Raw genomic sequence first — 17,786 nt, forward strand, 5'->3', positions numbered from 1 at the left:
ACAGGCAAGGTAACCAGAACCTAAAATACGGCAGTCACCATAACCGAATCGGCTGCTGTATGTGTATCCATTTGTTTAACGTTTTATTCCTGGGAGGTCATAACCTGACAATGCTGCAATGGTACATTGAAGACGCCGGGGGAGGCTGCAGGGCATTTTCCGAAGTGCTGGTACTGGTCTGTGAACAACCCCGGCGAATATATAAAAGATATCTACCCCTTACCTGGGACAATAAACTGAGCATGGAAGAAGTGGCCCGCCGAAAAGTACTGGAAATGATGCGGGAAGCCGGGGTAAGCCGGAATGACCGCCTTTACGTCTGCTCCGGTAATATTTTTTTCGGGTTGCATAAATGGCTCACTGAAAACGGTTACCAATGGGAGACCGCAAAAATGGAGGGTCTGGCCCACGAAGTGGCCGAAAGTATTTTTCAACAACAAATAATAGCAGCGGGTTTTCCGGCCGATATAAAACTTGAAGAACGCAACTACCGGGATTATTATCGTCAAGTTGATGCCTGGATAAAGGAAGACCCCGCCCGGGCTAAATATATAAAGGACATGAAGGTGCGCTGTAAACCCGATCACACGCGCTACCTGCTTAAGGGCAACGCCGGTAGTGCCCGCACCTGTTCCCGCTGCCGTAAAAAAATAATGCCCTATAGTCCCATTGTTCACTACCGTTTCAGGGAACAGGGCAAAAAAAAGAGCCGGTTTTTTCATCCCGGCTGTTCACCGGTTAAACCACATAAAAACAAACTACACCAGGTTCATATTCACTGGCGGGGCCAAGAACTGCAAGGGGTTGTTTTACCGGCCCGGGAACCCCTCCCCTGCATGGTGTGCGGCCGGGAAGTACCCGCCGGCACCAGAGCGGTATATGCCTGCAGGGACAAAGAGATTGTTTTCGGACACCCGGCATGTTTTGAGCACACCGGCAAAAATAACGGCAATGCATAGCTAAATCAGTACGAAACAATCAACCGGGGCGTAAAGTTAAGATAATCAGCACTGGTTAAATGAAAATTTATGCCCCAAGCCCGGTCGGGCAACCGGTACCGGCAGGCTTTGGCATGTAAGTGACCGTAAACCACCGTTGCCACTTCATATTTTTGCAGCAATTCTATAAAACCCGAATAATCGTGTTTTTCATTGGTGGGCATATAGTGCATCATCACCAATTTAGGCCCCGCCTGAGCGCTTCGTAATGAGTTTTCCAGCCGGATCAATTCCCGGCGATATATTTTTTCGTCCTCCTCCTTGAAGTAAGCACCGTTTGGGCAAAGCCAACCCCGGGTGCCGCAGATGTTGATTCCGTCCAGTTCAACATGATCATTTTGTATTAAATGCACATTGGACGGTACCGCTGCCCTGGCCCGGGAAATGCTCTGCCACCAGTAATCATGGTTACCCTGTACACAAATCAACCGCCCCGGTAATGAACCCAGGTAATCGAAATCCGTACGGGCTTCATCAAGCCGCATAGCCCAGGATATATCCCCCGGCACCAGCACCACATCATCCTCCTTTACCAGCCGGTGCCAATTCTCATAAATCCGGCGCGCGTGATTATGCCAGGTTTTGTCCAAATCCACCATGGGTTTGTACTCCCGGTTTGCATCCCAATTATCCACATGCAGGGCACCTGTGAAGGAAAGGTGCAAATCAGCGATGGCGAATATCCTCAATTAATAAATCCCCCTGTGTAAACTCCCGGTGAAAAATCATCCGATGGAGATGTGATGATTATTCTTTTCGCCTGCCAGGATATTTATTCCTGCATTTCAACAGTGATAATTATGTTGCCAAAAACCCTTTCCCACAAAGGATAAAGGCTTTTTGGCGCCATAATTAAGAATCCCCTGCGCAGCCCACAGGGGATTACCATGCAAACCGGTGGATATGATTATTTTTTACTGGCGCCGTATACACCGTAACCCATGCCAAAGACCAGCAGGATCAGAATTAAGAACAAAATGAAGCTGCCGTCAAAATATGTGCCACCACCGTAAGCCATTATTCACCCCTCCTTTTTTGTTATAAACATTAAATGGTTGCTTAACTATTAAGCACCCCATCCATAGAAGCCCATGCCGAATACCAGCAGGATCAGAATCAGAAATAGAATGAAGCTACCATCAAAATAAGTACCTTTACCCGACATTCCAGACTCCTCCTTCATTTTTCAATTTTGTAATAACATAATATTTAACGGGCTGCAAAATTGTTACAGTTGCTGTAAAATTTTTACCACTTTCCCGAATTATCGCCCGGCTAAATGCCACTAATTTTACCCACCGGTATATAATCAGTCCAGGCTCCGCCGGTAAACCCGGAAAAGCTTGATAATCTGACCGCCAAACAAGGGCATGATAATTTTTCTTTTGACAGTATCGTTACTTTCAGCCACCTGGGAGGCTTCTCCCCGGGTATATCCGTGCTCTTTACACCAGGTATAAAAACTCCTTAACAACTGCCAGTGAATGCCTTGATGCCTGAACTCGGGTACTATACCGCCGATGGCCAGCCGAATTACTCCACCATCTCCGTCCTGGCCGGGTTTTTGGTAAGGGATTGATAAAAACATACCTGCAGGCCGCCCGTGCACCTCGGCGATCATAAATAAATCCGGCGGAACCCGGGATGACAGGCTCATTAAAAAACCCCTGGTATCCGCCAGGGACAGCGGTATGAACCCCCACATCCCCGCCAGCATCCTGTTATTTATTTCCTGGACAATTTTAGCCTCACGCCCGCTGGCATAATTCACCGGCCTGATCATTACACCCGGCACGCTCCCGGTGCGGGCCAACTGCCGGGGGAGTTCTCCGGGTAGCGTCCACTTAAAACATTCCAGGTCATGTATTTTCTCCAACCCGGCATCCTCCACCAGCCTTTGATAATAGGGGGGATTATAAGGTATTTCCATCTGTGGTTCATACTCAAATCCCTTGATCATTAACCCCACCTGCTGGTTGGTATTTAAAGTAGCAGGTCCAATCATCACTGTTTTACCCTGCTTTTTCAGCCATTTGGCAGCAGCGTCAAGGAGGGCCGCGGCGACACCGGAATCGTCGATACATTCAAAACAACCCCAGAACCCTTCTTCCGGCCGGGGATTTAGCCCATCAACGGAGGCGGTTACCCGCCCCACGGGCTGATCGTCAATAGTGGCCACATAGTTGGCAAATTTCAGGTGCTGTAATAACGGGTTGGCCAAGGGCATAAAACGCAAGCCCGTGGCATATTTACCCGCCGAAGGCGGCACAGTCCCCCGCCCGTAAACCAGGTCGGGTACTGATAAAAAAGATTGCATGGCCGCAGGATTATCAACCCTGGTGATATGCACTTTCATATTTTTCTCCTTCCCGTACCGAAAAAACTTTGGAGTTGCCATAAAAGCAACTCCAAAATTTCAGAAATATCTCTTTCCATCAAGTTTATTCTTCCGCCGCCTGGTAAGACCCGTAGCCTTTAAAGCCCATTCCAAACACAATTAAAATCAAGATCAGGAAAAGGATCAAACCGCTGGATTGAAAACCGCCGTATGCCATTTAGTAACTCCTCCCAGTGTTTTAATACTTTCTGTCATATACTATTCAGTTACCCCCTGTGATGTTACTGGCCGGCCCAACTCTTTAAGCACCAGTTCCAGATACATATCCCTGATAATTTTCGTTACCGCGCCGGGCCTGGCGGATTCCCCCCCGCCCAGTGCATGTCCATCCAGGCTAACCACGGGCATTACACCCATCAATGCGTTGGTTAAGAAGCATTCACCGGCATTTTTAATATCCCCGGGGCTTAAATCTGTTTCCATGCACCGGTACCCAAACCGGGGAGCGTATTCCATTACCAGGCGGCGCACGGTGCCCGGCAGCAATCCCGCTTCCACCGGGGGCGTCAATAATATGCCGTCTTGCACGATAAAAATATTGCTTACCGTGCCCTCCGCCACCATCCCCCTGGTATTTAAAAATAAGCCTTCATCATAGCCCTGAAGCCGGGCTTTACGCCGGCCCAGTAGATTTTCCAGGTAATTGGCTGTTTTATGCTTAACCAGAGGTGATTGCTCATTGCGGGGAAAATCCAGGGTTACCAGCGCAAAACCCTTTGCATATTGCTCCTCCGGGTAGGGCAGGCCTTCCCGCACCGCTGTTATAACGCTACCGCCCTCATCACCACCGTCACCGGCTGTGACCATCAGGCGCAGTACACCCTCCCGAATACCGGAACGGGCCAGGGCCCGGCTGCACATCGCAGCTAGAACATCATAACTATAAGTTAGCTTAATACCCAGCTCGGATACGGATTGCAGCATTCGTTTCAGGTGGCGGTTGATAAATACCGGCCTGCCCCGCACAACCAGCATGGTTTCAAACAGGCTGTAACCATACAGCAGTGCCATATCCTTTAATCCCGGTTTCATACCGGTGCCGGTGGCGATTTGACCATTAACCAGGTAAAATTCAGACAAATTATTTTTAGCCTCCTTAAAAAGCTTGTTTAAAAGTAAGCTCTGGTCTGCTTATTTCAACCCGGCACAGCCGGTATCCCATCCCAGCGCCCTGATCAGTGCCCGGGCCTTGTCCAGGGTTTCCATGTATTCTTTATAAGGGTCCGAATCGGCGGTAACGGCCCCGCCCACCTGAAAATACATATTACCTCCGGTGGCCAGTATGGTGCGGATAACTATATTTAAATCCACCCGCCCGTCAAATCCGAGATAGCCGATGGAGCCGGTGTATATTCCCCGGCGCACCGGCTCAATTTCCTCAATAATTTCCATGGCTCTGATTTTGGGCGCACCCGTTATTGACCCACCGGGGAAAGTGGCGGCCAACAGGTCGGCAATACCCTTGCCGGGCAGCAACCGGCCTTCCACCGTGGACACCAGGTGGAATACAGTGGCGTATTCCTCCAGGCGGTACAGATCCGGCACGTGGACTGAACCTACCTGGCAAACCCGGCCTAAGTCGTTGCGCTCCAAGTCAACAATCATCATCAGCTCGGCCCGGTCCTTTTCACTGTGCCACAGTTCCCGGCGCAGGCGCTGGTCTTCTGCAGGGGTGTGCCCCCGGGGTCTAGTACCCTTGATGGGACATGTTTGCACCAAATCCCCCTCCACCTTTAAAAAACGCTCCGGAGAAGCGGAGATTATTTCCATATCACCGTAGGAGAGGTAGGCGGCAAAGGGGGCGGGATTAATTTTTCTCAGCCGCCGGTACAGGGTCCAGGCATCCATGGCTTGGGGCACGGTGAAACGCTGGCTCAGGTTGACCTGGAAAATATCCCCGGCGGCTATGTATTCCACAGCCCGGGCCGCCGCACTGCAGTACTGGTCCATGGTAAAATTGGACTCCATTTCACGGGCCTTTCGGGAGCAAAACCCGGTGTCCCGGCCGGGCAAATGCCCGGCTGGCGGGTTTGTATCCGAGCTCAACCAGGTTTCAAACCACTCCAGCCGCTGCCTGGCCCGCCTGAAGGCCGCCTCACCCCGCTCCGGTAAACCGGTGGATATAATGGTGGCCTCATTTGTCCGTACATCCACCGCCACCAGGGTATCGTAAAAACCCAGGCAAAGGTCGGGAGTTTGCAAATCATCGACGGCCTGCACCGGTATTTCTTCAAACTGCCGCCCCAGGTCATAACTGAAGTAACCAACCGCCCCGCCGTTTAACGGAAATAAACCGCACTCCGGCGGCATGGCCAGTTGTTCCATCAATCTTTGCAATTCCGTCACGGGCGAACCCTGGTATTCAGCCACTTCATTACCCCGGTGCAGGGTAACCCGGTTTCCCTTGCCGGTCAGCACCATAAAGGGATCGGCCCCCACAAAGGAGTGATGCCCCAGACCGTTAACCTGCATACCCGTGTCCAGCAAAAAGGGGTAATCCAGGAATTTAAGCTTTTCCAGCAACACCGGCGCTTCAACACGGAAGGACAGTTTTTTATATAAAGGCAAATTAACCGGCATGTCCCATCCCTCCCTCGATGGAATTGAGGTAGTTGCTCATAATTTTTTTCCCGAAGGTGGTCAATATCGACTCGGGGTGGAACTGCACCCCTTCCACCGGTAAGTGGCGATGACGCACCCCCATTATTTCCCCCCGGGCGGTAACCGCAGTAACCTCAAGGCATTCCGGCAAACTTTCCCTTTCCAGAATCAATGAATGGTAACGGGCCACCGCCATGGGATTGGGCAGGCCGGCATATATTCCCCGGCCATCGTGAAATACCCGGGAGGTTTTGCCGTGCATCAGCCTGGGAGCCCGCACCACTTTACCCCCCAAGGCCTGGCCGATGGTCTGGTGCCCCAGGCAAACACCGAAAATGGGAATCTTGCCGGCCATACGCCTGACCACCTCCAGGGAAATGCCGGCCTCATCCGGGCTGCAGGGCCCCGGTGACAGCACAATACATTGCGGGGACAGCGCCTCTATCTCCTCCGGGGTTATTTTGTCATTACGGTATACCTCCACTTCCTGTCCCAGCTCACAAAGGTATTGATACAGGTTATAAACAAAGGAATCATAATTATCAATGAGCAGTATCATGGCTGGCCTCCCTTTAACTTATTGGGGCAATAAAAAAAACCAGCCCAAATAAGCTGGTTCTCACCCCGCAAGTCTCCGAGTCGTCTCGGCTAAACTATCTCATCAACGCTATTGCTCCGCTCCGCCATTAAATTGTCAGCATCATGTTAATACAACCCCGCCCGGGCTGTCAATACCCTTTTCTTTATATCATCACCCAAGCGCTCAATAACCACCCGGTCGGTGGGAAAGGCCAGCGGCGGGGGGTTATACAGATCAAAATAACCGGCACGGTCCAGGTCATCGCCGGCCCGCAATTCCCCGCCGGTTACCCGGGCCCAAAACCAGATACCCACGGTATGTTTTTCCGGGTCATGGAAATTGGACTGTACCGTGTATACCCCAAGGGGCTCTATATCCAGGTTGGTTTCCTCCTTAAACTCCCGCCGTACCGCCTGGTATACATCTTCGTCATATTCAACGTAACCGCAGGGAATACACCATAACCCGGCGTATTTTCCCCCAACCCGGCGCCCCAGCAGTATTTGGTTGCGGGGGTTTAGAACAATGGCGGCCACACCCACCACCGGGTTTTCATATAAAATATACCGGCAGGCACTACAGGTGAGCCGTGGGCGGTCCCCCTCTCGGTAACGGTATGACAGTTTTCCCCCGCATTTGGGACAGTAAAAAAACCTCTGTTCCAACCTCTGTTCCTTTGCAATCACGCTTATGTTCACCCCTGTTAAACCGGACATAATATAGAGTTATGATAGAAGTTGTTGGAAAAACCCCTCAAGATCAAACCTCAACGTAAACATTCTTTCATGACCTTTTGTGCCCTGGCAAGGCCATGCATACAAGGTTGTTACGCGGTAGCCGCCCGGCGGGAATTTACGGCCAGGGTCAGCACCAGCAGCAGCACCAGCGTCATGACAATGGCACCCCCCGGCGGCAAATCCAGATAAAAGGAGCATAACAGGCCTATTAATACAGCCGCCTCCCCGGTGGCGACCGCAGTAACCAGAGTGCCCCGAAAGCTTTTGGCTACCTGCATGGCCACCGCCACAGGTAAAATCATCAGCGATGAAACCAGCAATATTCCCACAATACGCATGGATACCGCAATGGTCAACGCCGTAAGGGCAGTAAAGCCCACATTGATCAATTTCACCGGCAAACCGCTGACCCTGGCGGTCTCCTCATCAAAGGTGATGGCAAACTGTTCTTTAATAAAGAACACTGTCAACAGAAGCACCGGCAGGCCGATGGCCGCCATGACATAAATATCCTCCCCGGTGATCAGGACGATACTGCCGAACAGGTAACTCATAAAACTGCCGTTAAAGCCGTTGCCCAAACCAATCAGGATAGCCCCCAGGGCCACCCCGGCCGATAAAATAATGGCAATGGCTAGCTCGGCATAATGCTTGTATTTGTCCCGCAAGCCTTCAATTAACAGTGAGCCGCCCAGGGCAAAGGCGGATGCCGCCAGCACGGGCTGGGTGCCCATTAAAAGGCCGGCCGCCACCCCGGACAGGCAAACGTGGGACAGGGCGTCGGCAATCATGGACATGCGGCGCAGGGTGATAAAAAGCCCGATAATGGGGCAAATAACCCCCGCCAGCAGCCCCCCACCCAGAGCCCGCAGCATAAAATCATACTGAAATATCTCCAACGGGTACCTACCCCCTGACCAGACTGTCCGCGCAGTCCAGGCTTATTTTTTCTTCCCGGCTCTGCGTGCATTCCCGCCAGAGCAGTTCACCGGGATAGTCATGGCAATGGCAGGAGCAAATTTTACGGTCCAGGCAAACCCGCCTGCTGGCCAGGGAAGAAAGCCATTCCGGCTCGTGGGACACCAGCAGCATGGTGACGCCATCGGAGCGCAAATCCTTGAGCAGCCGGGCCAAATCCGCCAGGTTGGCGGCGTCCACGCCATTGGTGGGCTCATCCATCACTAAAATCCGGGGCTTTACCGCCAGGGCGCGGGCAATCATCACCCTCTGCTGCTGCCCCCCGGATAAAGCGCTGATGGGGGTATTGCGCCACGACAACATATTCACCCGCTCCAGCGCCTCCTCGGCGCAACGTTTATCCCCCCGGCCGAAAAAGCGAAACATGCCCCGCAGCGCCGCCCGGCCCGACAGTACCACTTCAAATACCGTGGCCGGGTAACTGCGGTTAAAAAGGGTGGCCCTCTGGGAAACGTAACCGATCCGGTGCCATTCCCTGAACCTGTTTACCGGCACGCCCAGGATTTTAACCTCCCCGGACTGGGGTTTTAAAAGCCCCAGGATGATATAAAGCAAAGTGCTCTTGCCCGCTCCGTTGGGACCGGTTATCCCCACCACTTCACCTTCATGCACATGCAGGGAGATACCGTCCAGCACCGGGTGGCACCCGTAAGTAAAATGCACATTATTTAATTCAATCATGGTTTTCTATCACTCCCAGGGCCAGGGAAAGGTTGTGCAGGTTTTCCTCCATCACGGCCAGGTAATCTTTACCCGCCTGCCTTTCCCCGGCGGTCAAACCGCCCAGGGGGTTGAGCACCAGCGTTTCGGCCCCCGCTTCCCGGGCAATCACCTCGGAAACCCGCGGGCTGACCAGGGTTTCAAAGAAGATATATTTGACCCCCTCCTGGCGTACCGTTTTGATGATTTCCGTCATCCGGGCCGGGCTGGGGTCGGCCTCCGGGGATATACCCCGGATGGGCACCTGCTCCAGGCCATACCGGTGGGCCAGGTAACCAAAGGCGGCGTGGGATACGATAAACTTGCGCATACCAGCCCCGCCCAGGGTTTCGGCATACCTTTGATCCAATTGTTTTAACTGTTCCTGGTACTGCCGGGCATTGGCCTCATAATAGGCGGCGTTTTCCGGGTCTGCCTGTTGCACTCCCCGGAGTATGTTATCCACCATCTTGCAAGCGTTTTGGGGATCCAGCCAGATATGCGGGTCAATATTCGAGCCGTGCCCGTACCCGTCGTCGTGGCCGCCGGTGTGGGCGTCATGCCCGGCGGTTTCCAAAGGGTGCTGGTGACCGTGGGCTGGGCCATCCACAGGGAGCAGTGCAATCCCCGCGCTGCAGTCCACCGGCACCGGCCCGCCCTTTTTAAGGCCGGCCAGCACCTTTTCCACCCAGGTTTCCATACCCGCGCCGTTGTAAATCAATACCCCGGCCTTTTGCAAGTTAACCATATCCCCGGGTGAAGGTTCCCAATCATGGGGTTCCACTCCGTCGGGCACCAGCTGCACCACCCGGGCCCGGTCACCGCAAATTCGAGCGGCAAAATCATAAACAGGGTAAATGGTGGCATAAACCAGCATCTCATCCTCCTGCGTCCCGGTGTCACCCCGTTGGCCGGCGGAATCACTACAGCCCGTTATTGATAAACTGATTAATAATACGATCGATAACCATAAAACAGCTGTTTTACGCAATTACTTATCCCCCTTTTTTCCACACCGGGCACAATAACCAAAGATCTCAAAATTATGCCTCTCAATGGCAAAATTTTTTTCCCTGATACTCTGCTGGTCAATGTAATCCAAAGGACAGAAATCCACTTCCTCGGAAAAGCCGCATTTCAGGCAGATTAAATGGTGCCGGTGACCTTCCCTTTCCACCAGTTTGTACCTGCCCTTGCCGTCGCCAAAATCCGTTCTGTCCAGCATATTCAGCCGCTCCAACACACCGACATTGCGGTAAACGGTATCCACGCTTAAATTTGGGAAACGGGCCGCTATATGGTTATGAATGTCTTCCACGGTCATATGCCTTTTCTCCCGGGCCAGCAAATGGATAATTTCCTGGCGCTGGGGAGTTATTTTATAACCATGCTCCTTTAATTTGTCAAAAATATCCTGGGCCGTCAAAACAGTATCACTCCTAAACAGGAATTGTTCTTATTTAAATAAAAATACCCCACCTGTTTTTACTTGTCAAGTTAATGGACGGTATCCATAGTTAATACTATTTAATAACACAAAGGATTAGAAGTTATCCGGGAATTTTATTCTTTTAACAATGCCTGGCCCGGCATTAACCAGGCATAAAAATAACCCCTGCCATAGCGGGGTTATTTCTTGCGATGGTGATTAATCAAGGAGCAGGTTAGCTGCTTTATGAAAGCATAATTTTACTGTCGTCCATGATTTTCAACACATGGGCGGCGGCAACCATTTTTGCGTTTAATACATCGGGGGTTTGGTCTTTGGCCAGTTCCATCTGCTCCTTCACCGTGGCCCCTTCGTTGACGCATTTGAATATCTCATTGCTGATGGTTTGCCGGGATTCATCAAACCTGGCAAAGCTAATAGCGGATGAAAAAACATCCCGTAGCAAATCCCTTTCCATTTGAGGGTCAAACTCGGGCAAATAAACAACATTGCCCCGGTATATCTCAATTAAAGCAGCCAGCAGATAGCGGGCGTCCGTACTTTTTTCCTTGTTCTCCATCGGTCCAACTCCTTCTATATAATATTATTGTAAACAACCTTATTAGAGAGAGTCTCTTCTACAGTTTGTTCGAAAAGCGCAAAAGCCAGCCAACGTAAGGATTACAAGTGAATCCCGCGCGGCATTTCGAACAGCCCCTTCCATAATTATGTTATATCATGGATGTGCCGGCATGTCCATTAGACATCTTTCCCCCGGTGGTAAAAATAATTCCACGGGTGGTCACAACCGTGGAATGGAATTAGCCTGTTTAGAACCCTATTAATCTATGCCCGCAATGCCAATATCTTCGAGACATTTTTGCCTGTATTTTTCCACTTCACCCGTCAGCCGGTTATTATTTTGCTCCACAAGGTCAAGGAAACCCTGGACAATTTCGGTCAGCCGGCTGGGTTCGCTTTCCGCCAGTACTCTGGCGTAGCCTGTTTTGGCATCAGGGGACATGGCTTTATCATCATAACTGAACAAAGGGGTATTATTGAGCCCGAATAAAACAAATTGAACATACAGCCGGTACATATCCCGCACACCGGCAAGCTTGGCTGAGTCAGCATAGGTATCGACAAACTTTTCCTGTTGCAACGCCCGGGACAGTAATTCATCCCAGCCAATCACCAGCGCGGCATCTTTGGCGGGAGGATTGTTGGAGTGGGCGGCCATAATATCGATATAGGCTTTAATATCTGGAGTCACCATGGAACTGTATTCCCGGTACCGCTGGTAATCGATAACGGGGTAATACATACCCTCGGCGGTATCCACCTTATAGCCCGCATTTTTAGTTTGCTGCACCAGCTGTTTTATCTCCTGGTCCTTTATGGTATCAGGGTCGTTAATATCCCCACCGGCCTGGTAGACCGCAAAGAATTTTTGGGCTATGCCGTCGGGGTAAAACCTGGCTTCCATCTCGGGTAAATAATCCTGCTGGGCTTTTTCCAGCCCGGTAATCATTTGCGAAGCATTCTCCGGAGAAAGCTTGGAGATGTTGTCGTCCACGTATTTAATTATTTCATCAATATCCCCACTGCCTGCCACCAGGGCACCGAAGTCATCCATTAGCACAGTTTGCTCTTCCCGGCTGATGCCTTGCCCGGTGCCTTGACCCCGGTCCGTGTCGTCGCCGGTACCCGCCTGGTTGGTGGAACAACCAATCAGGGACATGGCCAGGCATACTATTAATACTGCCGGCAGTAATATTTTTTTCAGCAACATTTTTTCCTCCCCGTTGATAGTAGTTTGCCACCGGGCACCCGCTACACCCTTGCACATTGCCCGGCACTTGAATTATATGACTTAATTCCACGGCAAATTGTTCCCCCCAATTTTAGCCACCCCTTGACGGGTATTGCCATTAACTATAAAATGATTACCATACAATTAAATATAGGCACACTGGGGGGGCTCCTGAAGCCGGGGCTGAGAGTAAAGCGGCAGCTTTTGACCCTTTGTACCTGATCTGGCTAATACCAGCGGAGGAAAGTGTAAATGATTTAAAAGTGTTTAAGGATGAACCCTGTGCTGGTTCATCTTTATTTTTTTATCCTAAAAAGCCATAATAACTATGCTGTAACTAAGGGGGAAACAATATGGAAACCAGCGCTCTGTTAAAAAAATGTGCCGAATTGTGGGACGCCGTGCGCCGCAGCAACCCGCTGGTGCACTGCATCACCAACTATGTAACGGTTAACGACGTGGCCAATACCATCATCGCCTCCGGGGCCTCCCCGGCCATGGTGGAAAACCCGGCTGAAGCCGGGGACTTCGCCGCTCTGGCCGCCGCCCTGTACATCAACCCGGGCACACTGACCACGGAACAGGAAGCCGCCATAATGGCAGCAGCAGGTAGTGCCCGTGAAAATAAAGTGCCCGGCCTGCTGGACCCGGTGGGCTGCAGTGCCATACCAGGCAGGCGGAAATTGTATCACAGGTTGCAGGAAATTGAATTTTTAAAAGTAGTAAAGGGCAATATCGCCGAAATAAAAAGTTTGGCGGGGGTGGCCAGCAAAGCACGGGGGGTGGATTCCCTGGACAGCGGCGACGGCCTGGACACGGTTTGCCGGGAGTTAAGCCGGCGGGATAATATTGTTGTGGTAGCCACCGGCGCCGTTGACGTGGTGGCGGATGCCCGGCAGGTGGCAAGCACTGCCAACGGCACACATTTATTTCAACAAATCACCGGGGCGGGCTGTATGGTGGGGGGAGTTATGGCCGCCTGCCTGGGGGCCGCACCGGAAGAACCGTGGCTGGCCTCGGTAACCGGTCTCCTGGGCTTTAATATTGCCGGAGAGCGGGCCGCCCGGCAAACAGGGGACCGGCCGGGGAGTTTTCGGATCGCCCTGGTGGACCGGCTCTACCAGCTGCGGGGCGACGATGTTATTAAGGAAGGGCGGGTGCAGTGCTGGTGAAGGGTAAACAAATAGATTATGCACTGTACCTGGTGACTGACCGCCATTACCTGGGCGGGCGCGATTTGGTGGCGGAGGTTTTAAAGGCCGTGGCCGGCGGCGTAACCGTGGTGCAACTGCGGGAAAAGAACGCCAACAGCCGGGATTTTTATCAATTGGCCCTGGCTTTAAAGGAAGCCCTGGTGCCCCGGGGGGTACCCCTGATTATCAACGACCGGCTGGATATTGCCCTGGCGGCGGACGCCGACGGGTTGCACGTGGGACAGGAGGATTTACCCGTAACCGTGGTGCGCCCCCTGCTGGGGGAAGATAAAATAATCGGCCTGTCGGTGAGTAACGAAGAAGAACTGCGGGAGGGGGAAAACACCGGGGCGGATTACCTGGGAGTGGGGCCGGTATTTGCCACCCCCACCAAGGACGACGCCGCGGCACCCCTGGGCATAGAAAAACTGCGCCTGCTACGGCAAAAAACCCGCCTGCCCCTGGTGGCCATCGGCGGTATTGATTTGGACAACTTAAAAGCCGTCCGGGATACCGGCATGGACGGGGTGGCCGTGGTATCAGCCTTAATGACGTCCCCGGATATCCAGGCCGCCGCCCGAAGGATGATTAACCTGTGGCAAAATCGATAATATTTTTTTCGGACTTTGACGGCACCATTGCCGACAAAGATGTCTGCGCCACCATGGTGAAACGGTTTGCCGCTTCCGGCTGGCATGAGCTCAACTGTTTGTGGGAAGCGGGGAAACTTTCCACCCGGGATTGCGCCCAGCGAACCCTGGATCTGATGGACATGACCCCGGCGAAACTGGATGATTTTATCGCAGAACAGGTGCTGGACCCCACCTTTCTCGATTTTGCCGCCTGGGCCGGGAAAAAGGGATACCCCATATATATATTGAGCGACGGGTACGATAATTACATCCGCCCCATGTTGGCCAGGTACAATCTGGGGCTGCCCTTTTACGCCAACCGGATGCATTACCGGCAGGGCTGGAAAATAGAGACCCCCCACGACAACCCTCGCTGTGGGCGCTGCGGGGTGTGCAAAAGTAAAATCATGCTGGAGCTGATGGACCCGGACGGCTTGAACGTGTATATCGGAGACGGTTACTCCGATCGCTGCCCGGCGCATTTTGCCGGTTTGGTTTTCGCCAGGGCAGGCAGATCGCTAGAGGCCTATTGCGCCCGGGAGGGCATAACCGCCCGCCGGTTCAATAATTTTCAGGATATATTAATTCAGATGCAAAAATTAACGGAATAAAACAGTTCAAATAAACTTATAAGGAAAGGGGAGGCCGTGACAAGTGCTGAAAAGGGCTTTAACCATAGCCGGTTCCGATTCCGGCGGGGGCGCGGGTATTCAGGCGGACCTAAAGGCCTTTGAGAATATCGGGGTCTTCGGCATGAGTGCCATCACCGCCGTGACCATCCAGAACACCCTGGGGGTGCAGGGCATACACCAGCTGCCGGCGGAAACGGTGGCCGCCCAGATAGATGCGGTGATATCCGACATCGGTGTGGACAGCGTTAAAGTTGGTATGCTGGGCAATGCTGCAGTAACTGCGGCCGTGGCGGAGCGGCTGGCGGCCCATGATGTAAAATATGTGGTGGTGGACCCGGTGATGGTGGCCACCAGCGGCGACCTGCTGCTGGAAACCGACGCCGTGCAAACCATTAAAGAAAAATTACTGCCCCGGGCTTTTATCGTTACCCCCAATAAATATGAGGCTGAAATTTTGGCGGGTATAAAGATTACCGGTGCGGACTCTGTTTACAGGGCGGCCCGGCTAATCCATGGCCTGGGTGCCCGGGGAGTTTTGATCAAAGGCGGGCACATGGATGATCATGAAGCCACCGATGTGTTTTTTGACGGGCAAAAAATGCACACCTTTACCCTGCCCAGGGTGGATACCAGGAATACCCACGGTACAGGGTGCACATTATCCTCCGCCATTGCCGCCTACCTTTGCTTTAACCCGGACCCCGCGGCGGCTGTTCAAGCAGCCAAGGACTACGTTTACCGGCGGATTGCAAAGGCCCGGGACCAGGTCCTCGGCCATGGCTCGGGACCTATTTGCCTGCCCGGTTGATTATTTTTTCCGGGCCAATTTTTGAAAAAACGGCGGCAAAGATGGTAAAATGGAATATAAATTAAATACCCGTGGGGAAGTGCCTGCATTGGATATATCCGCCATGAAGATTGAAGAGATTAAGAAAATGCTTGCCGCCAGTGAACAAGTAGATGAAGAAATTTTACCGGTGCTGGCCAGAGATAGTCGTTCCGGCGTGCAAAAGTTATATAACAAGTTAATTAATGAGAGGGATAAAGGGATTAGAGAAAAGGAACGGCTGAAAAACATTCTTAAATATGAGGATAACTGTCGCTCCCAGGGATACCGGTTAATCGCCGGGGTGGACGAAGCGGGCCGGGGTCCCCTGGCCGGTCCGGTGGCGGCCGGCGCAGTGATTCTGCCGGAGGATATTGAGGCGCTGACCGGCGTTAACGACTCCAAACAGTTAACCGCCGGGAAAAGAAAACAACTGGCGGAGCAAATCAAGGAAGCCGCCCTGGGCTGGAGTGTGGACCTGGCCACGGTGGAGGAAATCGAAAGGCTGAATATCCGCAACGCCAGCTTCCTGGCCATGGCCCGGGCTGTGGACAAGCTGGATGTAAAGCCGGAAATACTGCTGGTGGATGGTTTCATCATCCCCGGGGTAAAAATAAAGCAGCAGGCGATAGTGGGCGGGGACGCCAAAAGCCTGTCCATTGCGGCCGCCTCCATACTGGCCAAGGTGGAGCGAGATAAAATCATGGAGGAATACCACGCCCTTTATCCCCAGTACGGGTTCGACAAACACAAGGGATACGGCACCAGGCAGCATATTGAAGCTATTATGCAATACGGCCCCTGCCCGGTACATAGAAGGGATTTTAAACCGGTGAGAAGCTACCTGGACAATCGGAACGGTTTGTTCAAGGATTATTATTAGTTAAAACGACATGAATATTAAGGCCCGGCCTGCATGTGCCGGGCTTTTAAATTTGCTAATCAGGTGACCGGTGTTCTGGATCGGGACATAAGATAGATAATTTTTCGAGAATTCGATCCCCTGGAGGGGATTATTTTTATTCCGACTAATAATGTAGCTATTTACTTACACTGGAACGGCGGGAGGTTTCAATTCCCAAGGGGAATTATTTTTATTCTGCCACCTTATCTAAACAATGCCGGCAAATGCGGTAAAAAAAACTATTAAGTGTTACCATCATGCCGCCATATTAAGCCAAAACCTGCTACTATAACCAACAGTAACAGGTTTTTTATGAGGAAAATAATTCAATTAAGCCCTGTTTTATTTTTTGAAAGATCTTCTGTTCAAGCGTTCCCACTTATGACCTTATCCTGCGTATATCAACAGCGCGTATTTGGTCGATTAAAACTACTGATGGTTTGGGAAGCCCACCGCAACCTTCAGGTATTTGCTGATACAGCAAAGGATTCCGCTTTGTCCATCTTCCAGTTTGCGAGGTTACAGGAACAACTATGACAACCGGGTAGCGAAGATAACCCTAGTGCACAGCTGTTATTATTGCCGGTCTTACGCCTGCTTGTTCGTGCCCTTTGGGTAGGTGGGCGGGAAGACTGACTAAAACGACGTCTCCTGCTCTTATGCCGGCATTCAAGGTTCCCGTCCTCCTATAATTTCTAGGCCTTTTCCTTTAATATAGCGTACAGGCTTACCCTTCGGAGGTCCTTCAGCGCCCCAATCATAGACGGGCCAATCTGCCAAATCGGCGTTTAGCCACTTGATGTCTTCAAAATGCGCCTCGTTTATGATAAATTCAAGAAACCTTTTTGCTACCGGAATTTCTTTTTCTGGTAGCACATCTATCAACCGGTATAATTCTTTTCTTTGGATACTCATTTTTCACCACCCCTGCTTTCCTTTTCCTTTCTTCCTCTCCCTTTTCCTCTTCCAGACCAGATAATCAAGAATATTCTCCTTGTCTTCCTCATTTGGCGGTGCGCCGTCAAAATAAATGTTGGTGAACTTCAAGAATTCCTCTAGCTCCACGTTGGTGGGCGGTGTTTCCAGGTACCACCAGGCGGGATTGGAGGAGTCATTGGTGCGGCCAGGGTCATCTTTTGGGAATTCTATATCAATATTTATCTTACCACATAGCCCCACCGCAGAAAACATTAGATAAAATCCAAATGCCTGCTGCTAGTTCGTTGATAAATTCCAGCGGCGACAAGTCATATAAACTACCATGCCCGGGCTATCCACTTGTCGGCTATTTCTATTGCAGCCGGCCATGCAAAAATTATATTATTTAACTAATTATCCCGTTAAATCAAAAAGGATAAAGGAGGAA

Annotated in this window: 20 protein-coding genes, 1 pseudogene and 1 riboswitch; of the genes and pseudogenes, 6 read left to right on the top strand and 15 right to left on the bottom strand. The window is 51.7% G+C overall.

Going from position 1 to position 17,786, the window contains the following annotated elements:
* Positions 1-110: 110 nt before the first annotated feature.
* A complete protein-coding gene (locus LX24_RS01360; protein WP_166510336.1) occupies positions 111-959 on the top strand; it encodes an LIM domain-containing protein in 849 nt (282 codons plus the stop codon).
* 5 nt (positions 960-964) lie between these two features.
* Here the strand turns inward: LX24_RS01360 and LX24_RS01365 are convergent, their stop codons facing one another.
* The 12 genes from LX24_RS01365 to LX24_RS01420 all read right to left on the bottom strand — a co-directional run bounded on the left by LX24_RS01365 (position 965) and on the right by LX24_RS01420 (position 12,212).
* Positions 965-1,687: a metallophosphoesterase gene (locus tag LX24_RS01365; protein WP_166510337.1), complete on the bottom strand. Its 723-nt coding sequence runs from the start codon at positions 1,685-1,687 to the stop codon at positions 965-967.
* 620 nt (positions 1,688-2,307) lie between these two features.
* Positions 2,308-3,396, bottom strand: coding sequence for a GNAT family N-acetyltransferase (locus LX24_RS01370; RefSeq protein WP_243131561.1), 1,089 nt, complete (start codon positions 3,394-3,396; stop codon positions 2,308-2,310).
* Between the two features lie 198 nt (positions 3,397-3,594).
* A complete protein-coding gene (locus tag LX24_RS01375; RefSeq protein ID WP_166510339.1) occupies positions 3,595-4,476 on the bottom strand; it encodes an aminotransferase class IV in 882 nt (293 codons plus the stop codon).
* Positions 4,477-4,527: 51 nt separating this feature from the next.
* The gene (pabB, locus tag LX24_RS01380) at positions 4,528-5,976 is read right to left on the bottom strand and encodes an aminodeoxychorismate synthase component I (protein WP_166510340.1); all 1,449 of its coding nucleotides are present in this window, start codon (positions 5,974-5,976) and stop codon (positions 4,528-4,530) included.
* Entirely contained in the window at positions 5,966-6,556 is a 591-nt protein-coding gene (locus LX24_RS01385; protein WP_166510341.1) for an anthranilate synthase component II, read from the bottom strand. The genes pabB and LX24_RS01385 overlap by 11 nt, the downstream gene beginning before the upstream one ends.
* A gap of 146 nt (positions 6,557-6,702) precedes the next feature.
* Positions 6,703-7,263 carry an NUDIX hydrolase gene (locus LX24_RS01390; protein WP_243131562.1) on the bottom strand — a complete coding sequence of 187 codons (561 nt, stop codon included), beginning with the start codon at positions 7,261-7,263 and terminating at the stop codon, positions 6,703-6,705.
* A gap of 140 nt (positions 7,264-7,403) precedes the next feature.
* Positions 7,404-8,213 (bottom strand): metal ABC transporter permease, encoded by an 810-nt coding sequence (locus LX24_RS01395; RefSeq protein ID WP_166510343.1) that lies wholly within the window; start codon positions 8,211-8,213, stop codon positions 7,404-7,406.
* Between the two features lie 7 nt (positions 8,214-8,220).
* Positions 8,221-8,973 (bottom strand): metal ABC transporter ATP-binding protein, encoded by a 753-nt coding sequence (locus LX24_RS01400; protein ID WP_166510344.1) that lies wholly within the window; start codon positions 8,971-8,973, stop codon positions 8,221-8,223.
* Positions 8,966-9,982: a metal ABC transporter substrate-binding protein gene (locus LX24_RS01405; RefSeq protein WP_243131563.1), complete on the bottom strand. Its 1,017-nt coding sequence runs from the start codon at positions 9,980-9,982 to the stop codon at positions 8,966-8,968. The genes LX24_RS01400 and LX24_RS01405 overlap by 8 nt, the downstream gene beginning before the upstream one ends.
* Positions 9,983-10,417 (bottom strand): Fur family transcriptional regulator, encoded by a 435-nt coding sequence (locus tag LX24_RS01410; RefSeq protein ID WP_166510345.1) that lies wholly within the window; start codon positions 10,415-10,417, stop codon positions 9,983-9,985.
* Positions 10,418-10,664: 247 nt separating this feature from the next.
* Positions 10,665-11,000: a hypothetical protein gene (locus tag LX24_RS01415; RefSeq protein ID WP_166510346.1), complete on the bottom strand. Its 336-nt coding sequence runs from the start codon at positions 10,998-11,000 to the stop codon at positions 10,665-10,667.
* A gap of 261 nt (positions 11,001-11,261) precedes the next feature.
* Positions 11,262-12,212, bottom strand: a complete 951-nt coding sequence (locus LX24_RS01420) for a hypothetical protein (RefSeq protein WP_166510347.1) — start codon at positions 12,210-12,212, stop codon at positions 11,262-11,264.
* Between the two features lie 172 nt (positions 12,213-12,384).
* Positions 12,385-12,495: riboswitch (TPP riboswitch) on the top strand.
* Positions 12,496-12,586: 91 nt separating this feature from the next.
* On the opposite strand from LX24_RS01420, the gene thiM reads away from it, so the two are divergent.
* The 5 genes from thiM to LX24_RS01445 are packed head-to-tail and all read left to right on the top strand — an operon-like array spanning position 12,587 to position 16,399.
* Entirely contained in the window at positions 12,587-13,405 is an 819-nt protein-coding gene (gene thiM, locus LX24_RS01425) for a hydroxyethylthiazole kinase (RefSeq protein WP_207706492.1), read from the top strand.
* The gene (gene thiE / locus LX24_RS01430) at positions 13,399-14,037 is read left to right on the top strand and encodes a thiamine phosphate synthase (RefSeq protein WP_166510430.1); all 639 of its coding nucleotides are present in this window, start codon (positions 13,399-13,401) and stop codon (positions 14,035-14,037) included. Before thiM ends, thiE begins: the two co-directional genes overlap by 7 nt.
* Positions 14,022-14,669, top strand: a complete 648-nt coding sequence (locus tag LX24_RS01435) for an MtnX-like HAD-IB family phosphatase (RefSeq protein ID WP_166510348.1) — start codon at positions 14,022-14,024, stop codon at positions 14,667-14,669. Before thiE ends, LX24_RS01435 begins: the two co-directional genes overlap by 16 nt.
* Positions 14,670-14,712: 43 nt before the next feature.
* The gene (thiD, locus tag LX24_RS01440; protein ID WP_243131564.1) at positions 14,713-15,498 is read left to right on the top strand and encodes a bifunctional hydroxymethylpyrimidine kinase/phosphomethylpyrimidine kinase; all 786 of its coding nucleotides are present in this window, start codon (positions 14,713-14,715) and stop codon (positions 15,496-15,498) included.
* A gap of 49 nt (positions 15,499-15,547) precedes the next feature.
* The gene (locus LX24_RS01445) at positions 15,548-16,399 is read left to right on the top strand and encodes a ribonuclease HII (protein WP_166510349.1); all 852 of its coding nucleotides are present in this window, start codon (positions 15,548-15,550) and stop codon (positions 16,397-16,399) included.
* 400 nt (positions 16,400-16,799) lie between these two features.
* Here the strand turns inward: LX24_RS01445 and LX24_RS15275 are convergent.
* The 3 genes and pseudogenes from LX24_RS15275 to LX24_RS01460 form a co-directional block, all read right to left on the bottom strand.
* A pseudogene (locus tag LX24_RS15275) lies at positions 16,800-16,958 on the bottom strand (type II toxin-antitoxin system PemK/MazF family toxin); the annotation flags it as partial.
* Positions 16,959-17,089: 131 nt separating this feature from the next.
* On the bottom strand, positions 17,090-17,335 hold the full coding sequence (locus tag LX24_RS01455; protein WP_166510350.1) for a hypothetical protein: 246 nt from the start codon (positions 17,333-17,335) through the stop codon (positions 17,090-17,092).
* 3 nt (positions 17,336-17,338) lie between these two features.
* Positions 17,339-17,611, bottom strand: a complete 273-nt coding sequence (locus LX24_RS01460; RefSeq protein ID WP_166510351.1) for a hypothetical protein — start codon at positions 17,609-17,611, stop codon at positions 17,339-17,341.
* Positions 17,612-17,786 lie beyond the last annotated feature (175 nt).

The organism is Desulfallas thermosapovorans DSM 6562 (assembly GCF_008124625.1).
GTDB lineage: Bacteria > Bacillota > Desulfotomaculia > Desulfotomaculales > Desulfallaceae > Sporotomaculum > Sporotomaculum thermosapovorans.